Below are 18,937 nucleotides of genomic sequence, written 5' to 3' on the forward strand. Positions count from 1 at the left end.
GAGAAGGGAACCCCCACGATGGTGGACAAGCCGGGTACCGGCCGACCTGGCACTGCCAGCGACTCCGACCGTTCCATCGGTGAGCTGGTCTCCGACGCCACCGACAACCTCTCCCGCATCGTGCGGCTGGAGATCAAGCTCGCCAAGCTCGAGGCCAAGGCCGACGCGACGAAGATCGGCAAGAGCGTCGGTGAGTTCGGGGCCGCGGCCTTCGTCCTCCACCTCGTCCTGATCCTGTTCTCGGTCACCGTGGGACTCTTCCTCGCCGAGGTGGTCGGGTGGGCCTTCTGGCTCTCCTTCCTCACCGTCACCGGCTTCTACCTGCTGATCGCCGCCGTCCTCGTCCTGGTCGCCGTGATCAACCTGCGCCGCCGCCAGGGACTGGCCCGCACCGCGGTCACCACCTCCCGGCTCATGGGCATCCTGCGCGGCGAGATCCGCCCGCCCCGGGACGGTTCGGTCGAGCCCGCCACGGACAGCGAGACCGCCGAACCCGCCAGCCGTTAGCCTCCGGTGCTGGACGACTCGGCCGCCTACGTCGACGGCCCCTGGACCCACCGCACGCTCAGCGCCGCCGGTGCCCGGTTCCACGTGGCCGAACTCGGTGAGGGCCCGCTCGTCCTCCTCCTGCACGGATTCCCCCAGTTCTGGTGGGCCTGGCGCGCCCAGCTGACCGGCCTGGCCGAGGCCGGGTACCGCGCCGTCGCGGTCGACCTGCGCGGCTACGGCGCCAGCGACAAGACACCGCGCGGCTACGACCTGGTGGGACTGGCCCAGGACATGGCGAGCCTGGTCCGCGCACTCGGCGCTGCGGACGCCGTCGTCGTCGGCCACGGGGTCGGCGGACTGGTCGGCTGGACCATGACGGCCCACCACCCCGGCGCGGTCCGTGCCCTGGCCGCAGTGTCCGCCCCCCACCCCCGCCGTGCCGCCCGCGTCCTGTTCTCCGGGGGACCGGGCACCCCGCACCTGCTCCGCGCCCAGGTGCCGGTCCTGCCCGAACACCGCCTCCTCACTGACGGCTGTGTCCGCGTGGGCGAGCTCCTGGACTCCTGGTCCGCTCCGGGCTGGCCGGACCCGGAGACGGCGGAGCGCTACCGCCTCGCGTTCGCCATCCCGAAGGTCTCGCACTGTTCGCTGGAGTACCACCGCTGGATCTTCCGGTCGCGGTTCCGCTCGGACGGGTTCAGGTACGGCCGCAGCATGCGGCACCCGGTGGGTGTGCCCGTCCTCCAGCTGCATGGTGCCCTGGACCGGGTGTGTCCGCCCGGGGTGGCGCGCTCCTCCCGCCGGTGGGTGCGCGGTCCCTTCAGGTGGGTGGAGGTTCCGGGCGCCGGACACTTCCCGCACGAGGAGCGCCCACGTGAGGTGGAACGCGCTCTCGTAGGGTGGTTGCGGGAAGTCGACGGTGGACTCGGCGTCACGGGTGACCGGGGCGCCGACGGCGAACGGCGGTGAGGAACGTATGACCAGGGGACCTCGGCCCGGGGCGGACGGCGTCCGCGATCGCAACGAGTCCGGGCAGGCGCAGAACCAGCGCCCGCGTGACCGCTACGGCCGTCCGATGCCGCACGGCAGTGTCGGTGAGGTCGACCGGGTGCCCGACGACGCGGTGTTCACCGTGGAGGAGGGCATCGCGGAGGCGCAGCGTCTGCTCGACGGTGGTTTCGCGTTCACGGCGCACGAGGTGCTCGAAGCCGTCTGGAAGTCCGTGCCGGACCCGGAACGGGAGCTGTGGCGGGGCCTCGCGCAGACGGCGGTCGGTGTCACCCACGCGCAGCGAGGCAACCGGGTGGGGGCGGCGCGGCTGCTCAGGCGCGGCGCGGACCGGGTGGAGGCCTTCGGTCCGGACGCGCCGCACGGTGTGGACGTGGCCGGAGTGGCGGCGTTCGCACGGGGCCTGGCCGACGACCTCGACTCCGGCCGCGCGACCTCCGGGGACGGCATCGATCCCTCGGGGATGCGGCTGCGCCGAGCGTAGTTCCGTACGGACCGAAAAACCCTTCCTGCCCTCTCCCCGTCTCCTTTCCGGGAGAGGGTCCGCGCCTCGTGCCACGGAGGGGAGCCCGATCGCGCGGAACACCGGCTCGGACCCGGTGTCGATGTTGAACCTGGGTCCTGCGTGCCGGATGAGGCCTAAGGGGCAACTTCCATGTTCCAGGCTTTATGCGTACTTTAACGTTAACATCGAGTTAACGCATTATACGATGCCATGCGGGGCCAACAATGCCACTAAAGGCATTTATCCGATTCCCAGGATCACCGTGAGATCACATCTTTAATCTCTCTTGGACAAATGCCGAACCGCCTCTCTGCTTTATTCGGTTCCGTGCGTAGAATCCCGGGATCACCGTCCGCGCGTGCGTGACTGCGGGCGGCGTTCACCACACAGGAAGGTGGCACCGCTTCGACCCCGGCAAGCGTGCCGTCGAGCCAGTTCAGGAGCCTTTCGGACGGCGGTACGTCCACGGCGGTGCGCGGCACCGGAGCCCACGTGGCCGACGGCCCGCGCACCCCCGACAAGGGGCCGAAAAGGACGTGCCCGTCTCAAGGAGGACGGATTGTCTGGGCTCAACCTAGCCACGGGAAGTGGCATGGCACTGGCACTGGAGGGCCGGGACCTCACCCTCGTCATCCTCGTCATGGTGGTCGCGCTACTCGCGCTCGCCGTCGCGGGGATGCTCGTTCGTGAGGTTCTCGCCGCCGGCCAGGGCACCGAGCGAATGCGCAACATCGCGGTCGCGGTACAGGAAGGAGCCGCGGCCTATCTGAAACGGCAGTTCCGCACCCTCGCGGTGTTCGTCGTCGCCATTCCCCTTCTTCTGCTTCTGCTCCCGGCCGACACATGGGCCATCGCCATCGGCCGGTCGGTCTTCTTCGCGCTCGGCGCGCTGCTCTCGGCCGCCACCGGGTTCATCGGCATGTGGCTCGCGGTACGCGGCAACGTCCGCGTGGCGGCCGCCGCCCGGGGAGGCACGGAGAGCGACAACCACACCGCCATGCGGATCGCCTTCCGCACCGGCGGCGTCGCGGGCATGATCACCGTCGGCCTCGGCCTCTTCGGCGCCGCCCTCGTCGTCCTCCTCTACCGGGGCGACGCTCCCATCGTCCTGGAGGGCTTCGGCTTCGGCGCCGCCCTCCTCGCGATGTTCATGCGTGTCGGCGGCGGCATCTTCACCAAGGCCGCGGACGTCGGCGCCGACCTCGTCGGCAAGGTCGAACAGGGCATCCCCGAGGACGACCCGCGCAACGCCGCGACCATCGCGGACAACGTCGGTGACAACGTGGGCGACTGCGCGGGCATGGCCGCAGACCTCTTCGAGTCCTACGCCGTGGTGCTCGTCGCCTCGCTCATCCTCGGCCGCGTCGCCTTCGGTACCGAGGGCCTGGTCTTCCCGCTGCTGGTCCCGATGATCGGTGTCCTCACCGCCATCATCGGGATCTTCATCGTGGCGCCCAGGACCCGGGACCGCAGCGCGATGACCGCGATCAACCGGGGCTTCTTCATCTCCGCCGCGATCTCCGCCGTCCTGGTCACCGTCACGGCCTTCTGGTACCTGCCCAGCAGCTTCGAGCAGATGTCCGGGGTCAGCGACACCGTCCTCCAGGAGATCGCGGACGCCGGGACCAACCCCGACCCCAGGTTCATCGCGGTCGCGGCGGTCCTCATCGGCCTGGTGCTCGCCGCCGCCATCCAGCTGCTCACCGGCTACTTCACCGAGACCGACAAGCGTCCGGTCAGGGACATCGGGGAGAGCTCGCAGACCGGTGCCGCCACCGTCATCCTGTCCGGCATCTCCGTCGGCCTGGAGTCGGCGGTCTACTCGGCCCTGCTCATCGCCGGTGCCGTGTACGCCGCCTTCCTCCTCGGGGGCGGGTCCATCACCCTGAGCCTGTTCGCCGTCGCCCTCGCGGGCACGGGCCTGCTGACCACGGTCGGCATCATCGTCGCGATGGACACCTTCGGCCCGGTCTCCGACAACGCCCAGGGCATCGCGGAGATGTCCGGTGACGTCGAGGGCAAGGGCGCGGACATCCTCACCGGGCTCGACGCGGTCGGCAACACCACGAAGGCGATCACCAAGGGCATCGCGATCGCCACGGCGGTCCTGGCCGCCACGGCCCTCTTCGGCGCCTTCCGTACCTCGGTCCAGGAGCGGCTCGGGGACACCGAGGTCTTCTCCCTCTCCCTGGACCAGCCCGACGTGCTCGTCGGCGTCATCATCGGCGCCAGCGTCGTGTTCTTCTTCTCCGGCCTGGCGATCATGGCGGTCGGCCGGGCCGCCCAGCGCGTGGTCCTGGAGGTGCGCAACCAGTTCCGCACCCGCCCGGGGATCATGGACGGCACGGAGAAGCCGGAGTACGCGCGGGTGGTCGACATCTGCACGAAGGACTCGCTGCGGGAGCTGGTCACCCCCGGCCTCCTCGCGGTCCTGGCCCCCATCGCGGTCGGCTTCGCCTTCGGGTACGCCCCGCTCGGCGCCTTCCTCGGCGGCGCGATCGCCGCGGGTGTGCTCATGGCGGTGTTCCTCTCCAACTCCGGCGGCGCCTGGGACAACGCCAAGAAGCTGGTGGAGGACGGACACCACGGCGGCAAGGGTTCGGCCGCCCACGAGGCGACCGTCATCGGTGACACGGTCGGTGACCCCTTCAAGGACACCGCCGGACCGGCCATCAACCCGCTGCTCAAGGTGATGAACCTCGTCGCCCTGATCGTCGCGCCCAGCGTGGTGATCTACGCGGACAACGTCGCCCTGCGGGTCGGGGTGACCGTGGTCGCGGTCGGTGTGCTGGTCGGCGCGGTCCTCTGGTCGAAGAACCGTGGATCGGGTACCGAGACGGACCTCGCGGAGACCAGCGGTGTCTCCGCGCCCAAGGACGCCCCGGAGGCCGGAGACGGTGGTGCCGTCACCGGTGGCGGGGACCAGGGCGCGGACGTCGCGGGCGGCGACGCGGCCGACCCCGCCGAGGAGGACGGCGGGCACAGGGAGGAGGCCCGGGCCGGGGAGGCCAACCAGGGCTGATGCCGGGTCCGGACCCGACCGGGGCCGGACCGAACAGCTGGCGCGGCCGTCCGGGACATCCCGGGCGGCCGCGCCGCGTGGGGTGAGGGGGCGGTTCCGGACCTTCGACGCACACCTAACCTGGGGGGACGCCTCCGACAGCGGGGACAGTCAGAGCGAGGGAGTGGGCCTTGACGGGGATGAAGGGTTTGTTGGTCATCGTGGGGGCGATGGTGGGCTTCATGGCCCTGCTCGCCATCGTCGCGACGGCGCTCTCGTCATGAGTCGCACGCTGCTGCTCATGCGCCACGCGCAGGCGGAGGACGGCCACGGGGTCACCGACCACGGGCGCTCCCTCACCGACAGGGGCCGGAAACAGGCCGCACTGGTGGGGCGGGTCCTGGCCGAGCACGGTCACGTCCCCGATCACGTGATCTGCTCGACGGCCGAGCGGACCCGCCAGACGCTGGACGGTGTCCTGGGAGCCATGGACCCGACCGTGCGCGCGGGCCTCGCCGTCGACTACTCGGAGTCGGCCTACCTCGCAGGGGTGGACGAGCTGTGGGAACTGGTCAACCAGGTCGACGCCGACGCCGAGACCGTCCTGGTGGTGGGACACAACCCGACCATCGCCCAGGTGGCCGCGTCGCTCGTCGGACACGAGGCCCTGACGGCCTTCGTCCCGGCGACGGTCGCCGCCGTGTCACTGGAGGTGGAGTGGCTGTACGCCGCCCCGGGGACGGGCGAGGGACGCCTCCTCAACTGATGTGACCCACGGCATAGGGAGAACCGTTTGCGGCGCTCCGGCGCGGGGGGTAATGTTCTCCGAGTCGCCTCCGACCGGCCCAAGGTCGCAAGGAGGGATCAGGATCTTCTCGATCGAAACGAACACGGGTTCTCCGTGGGCGTGATCAGATCTTCGAGTCAGACAATCTCCGAAACACTCCGGTTCGAGCACTGCTCGGGCCATGTAAACTCGGAGAGTCGCTTCAAGGAAACGAGCAAAAGCCGCAAGGCAGCAACTCGGAACCAAACGAAGCAAAACGGGCTTTACCCCGATCTGGTCAACACAAACCGCCGATTTGGCGGGGCGCGGAACACCTGATAAAGTAAAGACACAACACAGCGTAGAAGCCGCTAAAGCGGTGGAAACGCAGAGGCCTTCTCCGGAAGAGCAGACGGAACCTTGAGGTTCTGGCGCTTGTACGGGAAGAGCGATTGTTTCTTGAGAACTCAACAGCGCGTGTTTGATTTTCTTTAAGCCATGTTTGTTTTGGCCCCGACGCACTTCGGTGCGTAGGGTTCCTTTGATTAACCAACGCGAGTTGGTTGGTCAGGATTTCTTCTAGGTTTACTCGCCCCAGGCTGACCTCTGGTCGCCGGGACGGGTTGTTTGACCTTTATGGAGAGTTTGATCCTGGCTCAGGACGAACGCTGGCGGCGTGCTTAACACATGCAAGTCGAGCGGTAAGGCCCTTCGGGGTACACGAGCGGCGAACGGGTGAGTAACACGTGAGCAACCTGCCCCTGACTCCGGGATAAGCGGTGGAAACGCCGTCTAATACCGGATACGACCCGCCACCTCATGGTGGAGGGTGGAAAGTTTTATCGGTCAGGGATGGGCTCGCGGCCTATCAGCTTGTTGGTGGGGTAACGGCCTACCAAGGCGATTACGGGTAGCCGGCCTGAGAGGGCGACCGGCCACACTGGGACTGAGACACGGCCCAGACTCCTGCGGGAGGCAGCAGTGGGGAATATTGCACAATGGGCGAAAGCCTGATGCAGCGACGCCGCGTGGGGGATGACGGCCTTCGGGTTGTAAACCTCTTTTACCACCAACGCAGGCTCCACGTTCTCGTGGGGTTGACGGTAGGTGGGGAATAAGGACCGGCTAACTACGTGCCAGCAGCCGCGGTAATACGTAGGGTCCGAGCGTTGTCCGGAATTATTGGGCGTAAAGAGCTCGTAGGCGGCATGTCGCGTCTGCTGTGAAAGACCGGGGCTTAACTCCGGTTCTGCAGTGGATACGGGCATGCTAGAGGTAGGTAGGGGAGACTGGAATTCCTGGTGTAGCGGTGAAATGCGCAGATATCAGGAGGAACACCGGTGGCGAAGGCGGGTCTCTGGGCCTTACCTGACGCTGAGGAGCGAAAGCATGGGGAGCGAACAGGATTAGATACCCTGGTAGTCCATGCCGTAAACGTTGGGCGCTAGGTGTGGGGACTTTCCACGGTTTCCGCGCCGTAGCTAACGCATTAAGCGCCCCGCCTGGGGAGTACGGCCGCAAGGCTAAAACTCAAAGGAATTGACGGGGGCCCGCACAAGCGGCGGAGCATGTTGCTTAATTCGACGCAACGCGAAGAACCTTACCAAGGTTTGACATCACCCGTGGACCTGTAGAGATACAGGGTCATTTAGTTGGTGGGTGACAGGTGGTGCATGGCTGTCGTCAGCTCGTGTCGTGAGATGTTGGGTTAAGTCCCGCAACGAGCGCAACCCTTGTTCCATGTTGCCAGCACGTAATGGTGGGGACTCATGGGAGACTGCCGGGGTCAACTCGGAGGAAGGTGGGGACGACGTCAAGTCATCATGCCCCTTATGTCTTGGGCTGCAAACATGCTACAATGGCCGGTACAATGGGCGTGCGATACCGTAAGGTGGAGCGAATCCCTTAAAGCCGGTCTCAGTTCGGATTGGGGTCTGCAACTCGACCCCATGAAGGTGGAGTCGCTAGTAATCGCGGATCAGCAACGCCGCGGTGAATACGTTCCCGGGCCTTGTACACACCGCCCGTCACGTCATGAAAGTCGGCAACACCCGAAACTTGTGGCCTAACCCTTCGGGGAGGGAATGAGTGAAGGTGGGGCTGGCGATTGGGACGAAGTCGTAACAAGGTAGCCGTACCGGAAGGTGCGGCTGGATCACCTCCTTTCTAAGGAGTCTTTTGAAGACCAACACCTTTCTATCGTTGGTCGGACTCGAAAGTGGACCTCACATCCTTCGGGGTGATGGGGAGTGGCTCATAGAAAATTGAACTTAACCTCCGGCGACTAGAAGCGTCGGGGGGCGCGCTGTTGGGTATCTGAGGAAGCAATCCTTGTGGTTGGTTCCCGCTACCACCTCCAGTAACTCCCACGATCCTGGCCCTTGCGGGTTGGGTTTGTGGTTTGAGGTAGGGGAGTTTGTGGTTGGTGTTTTGATTTGTGAATAGTGTGCGCGAGCATCTTATTATCTGTAGTGGCCAAGTGATAGTGGCACACGGTGGATGCCTTGGCATCAGGCGCCGATGAAGGACGTGGGAGGCCACGATAGGCCGCGGGGAGCTGTCAACCGAGCTTTGATCCGCGGGTGTCCGAATGGGGAAACCTAGCCCGAGTTGTGTCGGGTTGCCGCTACCTGAATGTATAGGGTAGTTGGTGGTGACGCGGGGAAGTGAAACATCTCAGTACCCGTAGGAAGAGTAAACAACAGTGATTCTCCTAGTAGTGGTGAGCGAACGGGGAAGAGGCTAAACCGTGCGCGTGTGATAGACGACAGTCGTTGCGTGTGCGGGGTTGTGGGATGCATCTTTTCAGGTCTGTCGGCCTGGAGCGCTGATGATTTTTCTAGCTGAATCCGTTGGGAAGCGGTACCGGAGTGGGTGAGAGTCCCGTAGGTGAAGGAAGAGTCTAGGTGTTGATGTTCTCCCGAGTAGCGCGGAGCCCGAGAAATTCCGTGTGAATCTGGCAGGACCACCTGCTAAGCCAAAATACGTCCTGATGACCGATAGTGCACTAGTACCGTGAGGGAAAGGTGAAAAGTGCCCCGGTGAGGGGTCGTGAAATAGTACCTGAAACCGTGTGCTGTCAAGCCGTCAGAGCAGTCCTTCGGGGTTGTGATGGCGTGCCTTTTGAAGAATGAGCCTGCGAGTCATGGTGTGTGGCGAGGTTAACCCGGGTGGGGTAGCCGTAGGGAAACCGAGTCTGAATAGGGCGTTTGAGTCGCATGCTGTGGACCCGAAGCGGAGTGATCTACCCATGTCCAGGGTGAAGCGGGGGTAAGACCTCGTGGAGGCCCGAACCCACCAGAGTTGAAAATCTGGGGGATGAGGTGTGGGTAGGGGTGAAAGGCCAATCAAACTCCGTGATAGCTGGTTCTCCCCGAAATGCATTTAGGTGCAGCGTCGCGTGTTTCTTGCTGGAGGTAGAGCTACTGTTTGGCTGATGGGCCCTACAAGGTTACTGACGTCAGACAAACTCCGAATGCCGGTTAAGTGAAGCGTGGCAGTGAGACTGCGGGGGATAAGCTTCGTAGTCGAGAGGGAAACAGCCCAGATCATCAGCTAAGGCCCCTAAGCGTGTGCTAAGTGGGAAAGGTTGTGGAGTTGCCCAGACAACCAGGAGGTTGGCTTAGAAGCAGCCATCCTTTAAAGAGTGCGTAATAGCTCACTGGTCAAGTGGTTCTGCGCCGATAATGTAGCGGGGCTTAAGTACACCGCCGAAGCTGTGAAGTCCAAGTTTATTCTTGGGTTGGTAGGGGAGCGTCGTGCATCCAGTGAAGCTGCCGAGTGATCGAGTGGTGGAGGGTGTGCGAGTGAGAATGCAGGCATGAGTAGCGAAAGCAACGTGAGAAACGTTGCCGCCGATTGACTAAGGGTTCCTGGGGCAGGTTAATCCGCCCAGGGTGAGTCTGGACCTAAGGCGAGGCCGACAGGCGTAGTCGATGGATAACGGGTTGATATTCCCGTACCCGTGCACGAGCGTCCAGTATCGAATCAGGTGATGCTAACCACGCTGGTTCTTGGTGGTCCCTTCGGGGAGTGCCTCTGAACTGGTCTGGGACCCGAGCTTGTAGTAGGTAAGTGATGGGGTGACGCAGGAGGGTAGCTCTACCCGGCGGTGGTTGTCCGGGGGTAAGCGTGTAGGCCGAGGGGTAGGTAAATCCGCCTCTCATGAAGGTTGAGACGTGATGCCGAGCCGTTTTTGGCGAAGTGAGTGATCCCATGCTGTCGAGAAAAGCCTCTAGCGAGTTCGTGTGTGGCCAGTACCCTAAACCGACGCAGGTGGTCAGGTAGAGAATACCGAGGCGTTCGGGTGAACCATGGTTAAGGAACTCGGCAAATTGTCCCCGTAACTTTGGGAGAAGGGGAGCCCTGTCCGGTGAAGAAGCATGCCTTCGGAGCTGGGTGGGGTCGCAGATAGCGGGGGGAAGCGACTGTTTATTAAAAACACAGGTCCGTGCGAAGTCGTAAGACGCTGTATACGGACTGACGCCTGCCCGGTGCTGGAACGTTAAGAGGACTGGTTAGTGGGTTTCGGCCCGCGAAGCTAGGAATCTAAGCGCCAGTAAACGGCGGTGGTAACTATAACCATCCTAAGGTAGCGAAATTCCTTGTCGGGTAAGTTCCGACCTGCACGAATGGCGTAACGACTTCCCCACTGTCTCAACCATGGGCCCGGTGAAATTGCACTACGAGTAAAGATGCTCGTTTCGCGCAGCAGGACGGAAAGACCCCGGGACCTTCACTATAGCTTGACATTGGTGTTTGGGATGGTTTGTGTAGGATAGGTGGGAGCCTGTGAGACTGTCACGCTAGTGGCGGTGGAGGCGTTGGTGAAATACCACTCTGACTGTTTCGGGCATCTAACTTTGGACCGTGATCCGGTTCGGGGACAGTGTCTGGTGGGTAGTTTAACTGGGGCGGTTGCCTCCCAAAGAGTAACGGAGGCGCCCAAAGGTTCCCTCAGCCTGGTTGGTAATCAGGTGTTGAGTGTAAGTGCACAAGGGAGCTTGACTGTGAGACGGACGTGTCGAGCAGGAGCGAAAGCTGGGACTAGTGATCCGGCACCGGCGTGTGGAAGCGGTGTCGCTCAACGGCTAAAAGGTACCCCGGGGATAACAGGCTGATCTTCCCCAAGAGTCCATATCGACGGGATGGTTTGGCACCTCGATGTCGGCTCGTCGCATCCTGGGGCTGGAGTTGGTCCCAAGGGTTGGGCTGTTCGCCCATTAAAGCGGCACGCGAGCTGGGTTTAGAACGTCGTGAGACAGTTCGGTCCCTATCCGCTGTGCGCGTTGGAGACTTGAGAAGGGCTGTCCCTAGTACGAGAGGACCGGGACGGACGAACCTCTGGTGTGCCAGTTGTCCTGCCAAGGGCATGGCTGGTTGGCTACGTTCGGGAGAGATAACCGCTGAAAGCATCTAAGCGGGAAGCTTGCTTCGAGATGAGGTCTCCTGCCTCCTTGAGAGGGTAAGACTCCCTGTAGACGACAGGGTTGATAGGCCGGGTGTGGAAGCCTTGTGAGGGGTGGAGCTGACCGGTACTAATAGGTCGAGGGCTTGTCCGCTGCAGATAATTGGATGTTCGCGCACACTTTGTTCACGAAGCTTGCTCGTGGCTGTCATTCCCTTTCGGGGTTGAGTGGTGGTTGTGGGTGTTGGTTTCCGTGGTGGTTTTGGCAGGAGGGTCACACCCGGTCTCATTCCGAACCCGGTCGTTAAGTCTCCTTGCGCTGATGGTACTGCCCTGTGATGGGGTGGGAGAGTAGGTCGCCGCCACGGTTTTTCTTGGAAGGGGAGGGGAAGGGTTCACGCCTTGGGGTGTGGGTTCTTCTCCTTCTCTTTTTTGTTGCCCTGGTTTGTGCGTTTGTGAAAATGGTGGTGGGCAGGGCTGTGTGGGTGGGGGTGGATGTTCCCCCGGTATCGGGGTTGGGTGTGGTGGGTGGGGGTTGGCCATGGCGGGCTGTGAAGCCTGCGGGGACAACCTCCGGACCGGTGAACGGACGGCACGGTCTGGAGCCCGGGGGTGTGGACGTACAGGTGTGTGGCTTCCTCAACCGCGGGCGGTGTGCTCGAACCGGCACCCCCGGTGGTTGAACCCGTACGGCGCAAACCCCCTCAGAGCGGGTACGCGCACGCAGGACCCCACGGGTACGAAAGACCCCCGGGGCCTGGGGGCGGCCAGCCGGGGGCTTTGTTGCTCATCAGCAGCAGGGGCCTGCGGCCCCGCAGTCAACCCCCGCGGTCAACCGTGGAGGTCGGCGGCCTCGATCTCCTCGCGGGTGATGCCCAGGATGAAGGCGATGGTGTCCAGGTAGGGCACGTTCACCGAGGTGTCCGCCTGCTGCCGCACCACCGGCTTGGCGTTGAAGGCCACGCCCAGGCCGGCGGTCTGGAGCATGTCCAGGTCGTTGGCGCCGTCGCCCACGGCGACGGTCTGCTCCAGGGGGACCCCGGCCTCCTCAGCGAAGCGCTGAAGCGTGGTGGCCTTGCCCTTGCGGTCGATGATGGGGCCGACCAGCTCGCCGGTGAGCTCGCCGTCGACGATCTCCAGGGTGTTGGCGGCCGAGTAGTCCAGGCCGAGCCGTTCGACCAGAACGTCGGTGATCTGCGTGAATCCGCCGCTGACGATGCCGCACTCGTAGCCGAGGCGCTTCAGGGTGCGGACCAGGGTACGGGCACCGGGGGTCAGCTGGATCTCGTCCCGGACCAGGTCGATCGCGGAGGCGTCCAGCCCCTTGAGGAGGGACACGCGGCGGCGGAGCGACTCCTCGAAGTCCAGCTCCCCGCGCATCGCCTCCTCCGTCACCCGGGCCACCTCCTCCTCACAGCCAGCATGGGCCGCGAGGAGTTCGATGACCTCGCCCTGGATCAGGGTCGAGTCGACGTCCATGACGATGAGGTGCTTGCCCCGGCGGTGCAGCCCGCTGGACTGCACGGCGACGTCCACACCCTGGGTGGCGGACTCCATGGCCAGTTCCGCCCGGAGCTGGTCCGGGTTGCCTCCGGAGATCTCCATCTCCACGGAGGTCACCGGGTAGCCGGAGAGCCGCTCGATGCGGTCGATGTTGGCGCCGGACCGGGCCACGCACGAGGTGATAGCGCCCAGGGCCCCGGGGCGCAGGGGTGCGGCGAGGACGGTGACGTGGAGCCGCTCGGAGGCGAACTCGTTCACGCGCCCGTTTCCGCCGCCGTACTCGACCTCCATGTCGAGGTCGATCGCGGTCTTGTCCAGGGCGGAACGGATCTCCTCGAAGACCCGCTGTCCGCTGACCCCGGGGGCGACCCGCTGGTCGACCTCCAGGACCGAACCCAGGACCAGTCGGCCGCCCAGGACGACCTGTTCCAGGTCGACGATGGTGACGGGAAAGACGGAGAGGGTGCTCAGAAGGCGTGCGCTGATGCCTGGGCGATCGCGCCCGGTCATCGTGACCAACAACGTGGATTCATCACTCATGGCACCACCCACGGTACTCGGCCGTGGTGCGGAAGTGACGGGCAGGGTCCGAGGTTTTCGCAGCTAGTTCACTATGTGGACACCCTGCGCTCACTTCTCGCGGCGACCCTTGCGCTTCTTCTTGACCTTCTTGGCCTTCACGTCCACCCCGCCCAGCATGCAGGTGCCGGTCAGGCGCACGACCGGCGCGTTCGGGTCCGTCACCTGGTCCGTTCCGTGGAGGTCCGTGCCGCCCAGGATCGCTGACGTGTTGTTGATCACCCGCACGCCGTGGGGCACCGTGATGTCGACCCCGCCCATGATGACGGCGACCTGGATGGTGACCTCGTGCTGGCTCAGCACCGCCTCGCGCAGGTCCAGTTCCACCCCGCCGCAGAGCACCGACACGTTGGTGCGGGGCTCCACCAGCCACCGGCCGCGCCGCTCGCAGCCGCCGAAGACCGCCACGAGGTTCTCCGAGCCCTTGCTCTGTCCGGCCAGGTCACGGGCCTCGCTGCCGAGGATCTCCATGCCGCTGTCGGGGTCGCTGCGGTCCATGGACATGGAGGTGAAGGAGGGGAGGGCGGGTCCTCCGGGGCCGGGCAGGTCGGAGGTGATCGGGGCGAGTTCCCCGATGGTCTTGGCCCGGTACAGGGTGTCCAGCCGTTCCTCGTGCTCCACCGGCGAGAGCCGTCCCTCGGCGAGGGCCTCGCGGAGCCGTTCGGCAACCTGGTCCCGGTCCGCGTCCGAAGCTCGGATGTGCTCGGGCTGCATGATGACGGCTCTCCTCCTCGGTGGGTCGGCCACGAACGGCCTCTCCCCACCAGTATCGGTCTGATCGGTCCCACGGTGGATCAGGTGATTCCCCTGGCTTCACCCCGAGAAAACCCGACGCTCCTCCCAGGGTCCCCTCTGATCCAGGGGGCGCGTGCGGACCCTGCCCCTACCCCGGGGCGGCGTGGGCGGCCTCTGGCCGCGTGCGGCCTGGGCAGTCACGAGGGGAGGAGGCCCTGGACATCCACCAGCCGAGGCCACGGACGTCCTCCACCTGCGGACGCCCTCCACGAGTGCGGGTCACGGGCCTCGGGTCCGGTCCCGGGGTCGTCCTCCACCCGAGGGTCCTCTACCCATGGGTGGCCGGTCTGCGCTGCCACCGCTCCCACGACATCGCGCTGGTCGACCAGTGCCTCATCGCCACACTCCTACCCCAGGGCGGCGTGGGCGGCCACCAGGGCACGGCGGACCGCGGCGTCCAGGTCGCGCAGGGCCCGAGCCCGTGCGTCGGCCTGGTGGGCGTTGAGTCCGCGCCCCGACCCGGGCTCGGCCAGTTCCACGATCTTCGCGAGCCGGACCGCCTGCGCGGCGACCCGGTGCGCCCGCGCGGGGTAGCCGTGGGCGAGGAGCGGGGGACCCGTGTCGCCCAGCTCCCCGTGCACGGCGGGCGAGAACCCCGCCACGTCGTCCACGGACTCCATCTCCTGGACCACGCGGAGCAGGGTCAGCTTCATCTGCCGCTCCGCGTCGGGCAGGTCGGGTACCTGGGGATCGGTCCCGTTCGCCCGATACGGGGCCCACGAGACGCCCACGTAGGATGAACCACGCCGGTCGATGGTGGGCACCAGGCCCACCTGCCGGCCGGTGAGCCGCACCAGCACCCCCTCCTGTGCCTCGATGGCGGCCTGGTTGAGTTCGGCCGGTCCCACCAGTCCGAACGGGTCACCCCAGGTGGGCAGCGCCAACCGGAACCCGGACAGTCCCAGGCCACGAAGCTGTACCAGTGCCGTCCGCAGCGGTACGCCGCTGTCGAACGGCAGGTCGCCTGGGGGTACTGTCCCGATCAGGTTGGGGCCGCTCCGGCGCTCGACGGCGTCGACGGCGTCGTCCAACCCGACGTGGCCGGACAGCCAGGCGTTGCCCCAGGCGACGAGCGGTGCGGACGTCAGATGCATTACTTCAGGGTAGGGCGGCCCGTGCACCGGCGTGGGACGTGACGATAGGAGGATGATGGACGGGCGTGTTCTGGGCCTGAACGGGGTCACGGTACGACGGGGCGGCGAGAGGCTTCTCGACGGTGTCGACTGGTCGGTGCTGGAGGGCGAGCGCTGGGTGGTGCTCGGCCCGAACGGAGCGGGCAAGACCACCCTGCTGAACGTGGCCTCCAGCCAGCTGTTCCCCACCGAGGGCCGGGTGGAGATCCTGGGGGAGCGCCTGGGCGGTGTGGACGTGTTCGAGCTGCGCCCGCTGATCGGCTACGCGGGGGCCTCCGTGTCCGGTCGGATCGAGCGGGGGACGCCGGTCCTGGACCTGGTCGTCAGCGCCGCCTACGGCTACCTCGGACGGTTCCGTGAGGAGTACGGGACCCCCGACTACGGGCGGGCGCGTGCCCTGCTGGGCCACTGGGGGGTGGCCGACCTCGCTGACCGGGATTTCCACACCCTGTCCGAGGGCGAGCGCAAGCGGGTGCTGATCGCCCGCGCGCTGATGTCCGACCCGGAGCTGCTGCTCCTGGACGAGCCCGCGGCCGGTCTGGACCTGGGCGGCCGTGAGGACCTGGTGCGTCGGCTGAGCAAGCTGGCGGCCAACGAGATGGCGCCCGCGCTGGTGGTGGTCTCGCACCACGTGGAGGAGATCCCGCCGAGCTTCACCCACGGGCTGCTGCTCCGTGACGGCCGGGTCGTGCAGGCCGGTCCGTTGGACGAGGTCATGACCGCCGAGAACCTGGGTGAGACCTTCGGGCTTCCGTTGAAGGTGGAGCGGGACGGCGAACGGTGGACGGCGAAGGCCGTCTCGTAAATAGGGGACGTTTATATGCGCGGAATGTATTGTCCGTAAAACCTATTTCCGTCCGGATGTGGTCGTCCCGGAGGGGTATGGGGTAGCGTCAACGTTCAGTGAGCGGATCGCTCTATTTCGGCGCGCGTGGATCATCCCCCGGGGCGAGCCGCGAGGGTGCGGTCCGCTCCCACGCTGCCTGCCACCCCCGTCAGGAGATCCGGAGCTGCCGCAGATGCCGCTGTTGAACACCGATACCCGGTTCGACGTCGGGAGGGTGGGTTAACCCATGGCCCCGATCATCATCGTCGTTCTCTTCGTTGCCGTACTTCTGATCATCTTCTGGCGAAGTGTGCGTATCGTGCCGCACTCGATGGAGGACGTCGTCGAGCGCTTCGGTAAGTTCCACCGAACGCTCAGTTCCGGATTCAACATCGTGATTCCGGGTGTGGACCAGGTCCGCGAACGGATCGACCGCCGTGTCCAGGTGGTCAGCTTCCCGCCGCAGTCCGCGATCACCGAGGACAACCTCGCGGTCGAGGTCGACTCGGCGGTCTACATCCGGGTCGTCGACGCCTACCGCGCCACCTACGAGGTAGCCAACTTCATCCAGGCCGTCGAGCAGCTCACGCTCGCGACCCTGCGCAACGTGATCGGTGGCATGAACCTGGAGGGCACGCTCACCTCCCGGGACCAGATCAACCGCGAGCTGAAGTCCGTCCTGGACGAGGCCACGCGCGACTGGGGCATCGAGATCAGCCGGATCGAGCTCAAGGGCATCGAGCCGCCGTCCTCCGTGCAGGAGGCGATGGAGATGCAGATGCGCGCGGACCGCGAGAAGCGCGCCCAGCTGCTCAGCGCCGAGGGTGAGAAGCAGGCCGCCGTCCTGCGCGCCGAGGGTGAGCGTTCCTCGTCCGTGCTGCGGGCGCAGGGTAGCGCCGAGGCGCAGATGCTCACGGCCAAGGCCGACGCGGACGCGCAGACCCTGCGCGCCCGGGGTGAGGCCGACGCCATCCACATGGTGTTCAAGGCGCTGCACACGAGCCGGGTCGACCCGGACGTGCTCGCCTACCAGTACCTCCAGAAGCTCCCGGAGATCGCCAAGGGCGACGCCAACAAGGTGTGGGTGGTCCCGGCGGAGATGGGCAAGGCGCTCCAGGGCGTCAGCTCCGCCTTCGACCGGATCCAGAACGAGGTCGTGAAGCTCCCGACCTGATCCGTTCCGTACCGGCCACCCGGGGCCCCGCCGACGTACGTTCGGCGGGGCCCCGCGTGTGTTCCCGGTCTCCCGCGTTCCCGGTTCCCCGTGTGTTCCCGGCTCTCTCGGTTCTCCGGCCCGGACCCCCGGGTGTGGTCCCGGTCACCCCGGCTGACCAGCCCCGGTCCGAAGGCCGTCCGACCGGGTCTCGTAGTCTGTTCTGGCCCTCGACGGTCGGGGAGCGACGGATCGGGAGGGCGCCGCGATGGAACTCTGGGAGGCGCTGGCCATCCTGCTCGCCGGTGTCGCCGCGGGTGGGATCAACGCCATCGCGGGTTCGGGCACGCTCTTCACGTTCCCGGTGCTGCTCGCGCTCGGCTACCCGCCGATCACCGCGACCGTGTCCAACAGCATCGGCCTGGCCCCCGGGACGCTCAGCGGCACCATCGCCTACCGGCGCGAACTGGCCGGGCAGAGGTCCCGGCTGATCCGGTTCGGCACCATGTCCTTCTTCGGGGCGATGACCGGAGCGATGCTGCTCATCTACCTGCCCTCGGGCGTGTTCGAGTCCGTGGTGCCGTTCATGATCGGCGGCGCCTGCGTGCTGATCATCTTCCAGCCCCGGATCACCAAGTGGGTCCGGGCGCGCAGGCCCGCCTCCAAGAACGGCGGCGTCCTCATGCCGCTGGGCGCCTACGGTGCCGGCACCTACGGCGGGTACTTCGCCGCCGCGCAGGGGATCATCCTGGTCAGCCTGCTCGGCGCGACCCTGGACGACGACCTCCAGCGGCTGAACGCCCTGAAGAACGCGCTCGCCACCATCGCCAACTGCACGGCGGCGGTCTTCTACATCGTCCTCGCGTCGCCCGCCTGGCCGGTGGTGGGCCTCATCGCGGCCGGGACGATCGTCGGCGGCTACTTCGGGGCCAACTACGGCCGAAGGCTCAGCCCGACCGCGCTGAGGATGGTCCTCGTGGTCGTCGGCCTGACGGCCGCCGTCCAGCTGCTCATGGGCCGGATCTGACCCCGGTCCGCGACCGGTCGGCCCCTGGACCGGGTCTGCCCTGGAAGCCGGCCAGCCTCTGAAGCCAGCCAGCCCCTGAGACCGGTCAGCCCTTGAAGTAGCCGCGCCGGTCGGCGTCGTCGATCAGGGCGGTGGCGTAGGCGCCCAGGGCCTCGGAGCCCTCGGAGACCAGCTTCACCTTCTCCAGGACCTGGGCCTTGGTGACGCCGAAGCGCACCCACGCGCCGCCCTCGTTGTGCCAGTTGGCGAGCATGGGGGCCAGCCGGTCGACGGCGCGGGCGAACCGCGCCTCCGGGGTGCGGCGGGCCTCGAACTCGTCCCACAGTTCCCGGGCGCGCGCGGCCTGGTCCTCGGGGAGCAGGGGGAAGAGGCGGTCGGCGGCGGCGCGTTCGCGCTCGTCCTGCGTCTCGGTGTTGACCGGGTCGAAGAGGAAGGTGTCGCCCGCGTCAATCTCCACGATGTCGTGGATGAGGAGCATCTCGGCGGCGCGGTCGATGTCGGTGCCCTCGGGAGCGTACTCGGCGAAGGTTCGGGCGGACAGGGCCAGGTGCCAGGAGTGCTCGGCGGAGTTCTCCCGCCGGGAGCCGTCCACCAGCAGGTTCTGCCGCAGGACGCGCTTGAGTTTGTCCACTTCGAGGATGAAGCGCAGCTGCGCGTTCAACCGCTCGTTGTCGACCCCGCTGGCAATGACCGGTGCCGGTTCCGTCACGTGGTTCGCCCTCCTGATGGATGAGTCGAAACGGAT

Annotated in this window: 12 protein-coding genes and 3 rRNA genes; 11 read left to right on the forward strand and 4 right to left on the reverse strand. The window is 65.9% G+C overall.

The window, feature by feature from the left end:
* The first annotated feature begins 18 nt into the window (after positions 1–18).
* The 8 genes from AC0VYL_RS00670 to rrf all read left to right on the forward strand — a co-directional run bounded on the left by AC0VYL_RS00670 (position 19) and on the right by rrf (position 11,544).
* Entirely contained in the window at positions 19–507 is a 489-nt protein-coding gene (locus AC0VYL_RS00670; RefSeq protein WP_475457884.1) for a phage holin family protein, read from the forward strand.
* Positions 508–513: 6 nt separating this feature from the next.
* Positions 514–1,458: an alpha/beta fold hydrolase gene (locus tag AC0VYL_RS00675; protein WP_475457886.1), complete on the forward strand. Its 945-nt coding sequence runs from the start codon at positions 514–516 to the stop codon at positions 1,456–1,458.
* A 7-nt stretch (positions 1,459–1,465) separates the two neighbouring features.
* Entirely contained in the window at positions 1,466–1,981 is a 516-nt protein-coding gene (locus AC0VYL_RS00680) for a DUF309 domain-containing protein (RefSeq protein ID WP_475457888.1), read from the forward strand.
* Between the two features lie 613 nt (positions 1,982–2,594).
* Positions 2,595–5,024, forward strand: coding sequence for a sodium-translocating pyrophosphatase (locus AC0VYL_RS00685; protein ID WP_475482008.1), 2,430 nt, complete (start codon positions 2,595–2,597; stop codon positions 5,022–5,024).
* A 259-nt stretch (positions 5,025–5,283) separates the two neighbouring features.
* Positions 5,284–5,769, forward strand: coding sequence for a SixA phosphatase family protein (locus AC0VYL_RS00690; protein WP_475482009.1), 486 nt, complete (start codon positions 5,284–5,286; stop codon positions 5,767–5,769).
* 633 nt (positions 5,770–6,402) lie between these two features.
* Positions 6,403–7,935: ribosomal RNA gene (locus AC0VYL_RS00695) — 16S ribosomal RNA — on the forward strand.
* A gap of 306 nt (positions 7,936–8,241) precedes the next feature.
* Positions 8,242–11,331: ribosomal RNA gene (locus tag AC0VYL_RS00700) — 23S ribosomal RNA — on the forward strand.
* Positions 11,332–11,428: 97 nt separating this feature from the next.
* Positions 11,429–11,544 (forward strand): 5S ribosomal RNA (gene rrf / locus AC0VYL_RS00705).
* The 16S, 23S and 5S rRNA genes sit together here, the layout of an rRNA operon.
* Before the next feature lie 463 nt (positions 11,545–12,007).
* Here the strand turns inward: rrf and serB are convergent.
* The 3 genes from serB to AC0VYL_RS00720 form a co-directional block, all read right to left on the reverse strand.
* Positions 12,008–13,219, reverse strand: a complete 1,212-nt coding sequence (serB, locus tag AC0VYL_RS00710) for a phosphoserine phosphatase SerB (RefSeq protein WP_475457895.1) — start codon at positions 13,217–13,219, stop codon at positions 12,008–12,010.
* Between the two features lie 90 nt (positions 13,220–13,309).
* The gene (locus AC0VYL_RS00715) at positions 13,310–13,972 is read right to left on the reverse strand and encodes a DUF1707 SHOCT-like domain-containing protein (protein WP_475482010.1); all 663 of its coding nucleotides are present in this window, start codon (positions 13,970–13,972) and stop codon (positions 13,310–13,312) included.
* A gap of 428 nt (positions 13,973–14,400) precedes the next feature.
* Positions 14,401–15,147: a hypothetical protein gene (locus tag AC0VYL_RS00720; RefSeq protein ID WP_475457899.1), complete on the reverse strand. Its 747-nt coding sequence runs from the start codon at positions 15,145–15,147 to the stop codon at positions 14,401–14,403.
* Positions 15,148–15,202: 55 nt separating this feature from the next.
* On the opposite strand from AC0VYL_RS00720, the gene AC0VYL_RS00725 reads away from it, so the two are divergent.
* The 3 genes from AC0VYL_RS00725 (at position 15,203) to AC0VYL_RS00735 (ending at position 18,192) form a co-directional block, all read left to right on the forward strand.
* The gene (locus AC0VYL_RS00725; protein ID WP_475457901.1) at positions 15,203–15,991 is read left to right on the forward strand and encodes an ABC transporter ATP-binding protein; all 789 of its coding nucleotides are present in this window, start codon (positions 15,203–15,205) and stop codon (positions 15,989–15,991) included.
* Positions 15,992–16,259: 268 nt separating this feature from the next.
* A complete protein-coding gene (locus AC0VYL_RS00730; RefSeq protein WP_475457903.1) occupies positions 16,260–17,186 on the forward strand; it encodes an SPFH domain-containing protein in 927 nt (308 codons plus the stop codon).
* Between the two features lie 247 nt (positions 17,187–17,433).
* Positions 17,434–18,192 (forward strand): sulfite exporter TauE/SafE family protein, encoded by a 759-nt coding sequence (locus AC0VYL_RS00735; protein WP_475457906.1) that lies wholly within the window; start codon positions 17,434–17,436, stop codon positions 18,190–18,192.
* 85 nt (positions 18,193–18,277) lie between these two features.
* Here AC0VYL_RS00735 and AC0VYL_RS00740 read toward each other — a convergent pair whose 3' ends face one another.
* Positions 18,278–18,901 carry an HD domain-containing protein gene (locus tag AC0VYL_RS00740; RefSeq protein WP_475457908.1) on the reverse strand — a complete coding sequence of 208 codons (624 nt, stop codon included), beginning with the start codon at positions 18,899–18,901 and terminating at the stop codon, positions 18,278–18,280.
* Between the last annotated feature and the right edge of the window lie 36 nt (positions 18,902–18,937).

This window comes from Nocardiopsis sp. iso_238 (genome assembly GCF_056173325.1).

What these genes read in the sequence shown, in the direction of transcription:
- serB (WP_475457895.1), bottom strand. Translation starts at nt 13,219, where the DNA reads ATGAGTGATGAATCCACGTTGTTGGTCACGATGACCGGGCGCGATCGC.
- AC0VYL_RS00725 (WP_475457901.1), top strand. Translation starts at nt 15,203, where the DNA reads ATGGACGGGCGTGTTCTGGGCCTGAACGGGGTCACGGTACGACGGGGC.
- AC0VYL_RS00730 (WP_475457903.1), top strand. Translation starts at nt 16,260, where the DNA reads ATGGCCCCGATCATCATCGTCGTTCTCTTCGTTGCCGTACTTCTGATC.
- AC0VYL_RS00680 (WP_475457888.1), top strand. Translation starts at nt 1,466, where the DNA reads ATGACCAGGGGACCTCGGCCCGGGGCGGACGGCGTCCGCGATCGCAAC.
- AC0VYL_RS00715 (WP_475482010.1), bottom strand. Translation starts at nt 13,972, where the DNA reads ATGCAGCCCGAGCACATCCGAGCTTCGGACGCGGACCGGGACCAGGTT.
- AC0VYL_RS00735 (WP_475457906.1), top strand. Translation starts at nt 17,434, where the DNA reads ATGGAACTCTGGGAGGCGCTGGCCATCCTGCTCGCCGGTGTCGCCGCG.
- AC0VYL_RS00685 (WP_475482008.1), top strand. Translation starts at nt 2,595, where the DNA reads ATGGCACTGGCACTGGAGGGCCGGGACCTCACCCTCGTCATCCTCGTC.
- AC0VYL_RS00690 (WP_475482009.1), top strand. Translation starts at nt 5,284, where the DNA reads ATGAGTCGCACGCTGCTGCTCATGCGCCACGCGCAGGCGGAGGACGGC.
- AC0VYL_RS00720 (WP_475457899.1), bottom strand. Translation starts at nt 15,147, where the DNA reads ATGCATCTGACGTCCGCACCGCTCGTCGCCTGGGGCAACGCCTGGCTG.
- AC0VYL_RS00670 (WP_475457884.1), top strand. Translation starts at nt 19, where the DNA reads ATGGTGGACAAGCCGGGTACCGGCCGACCTGGCACTGCCAGCGACTCC.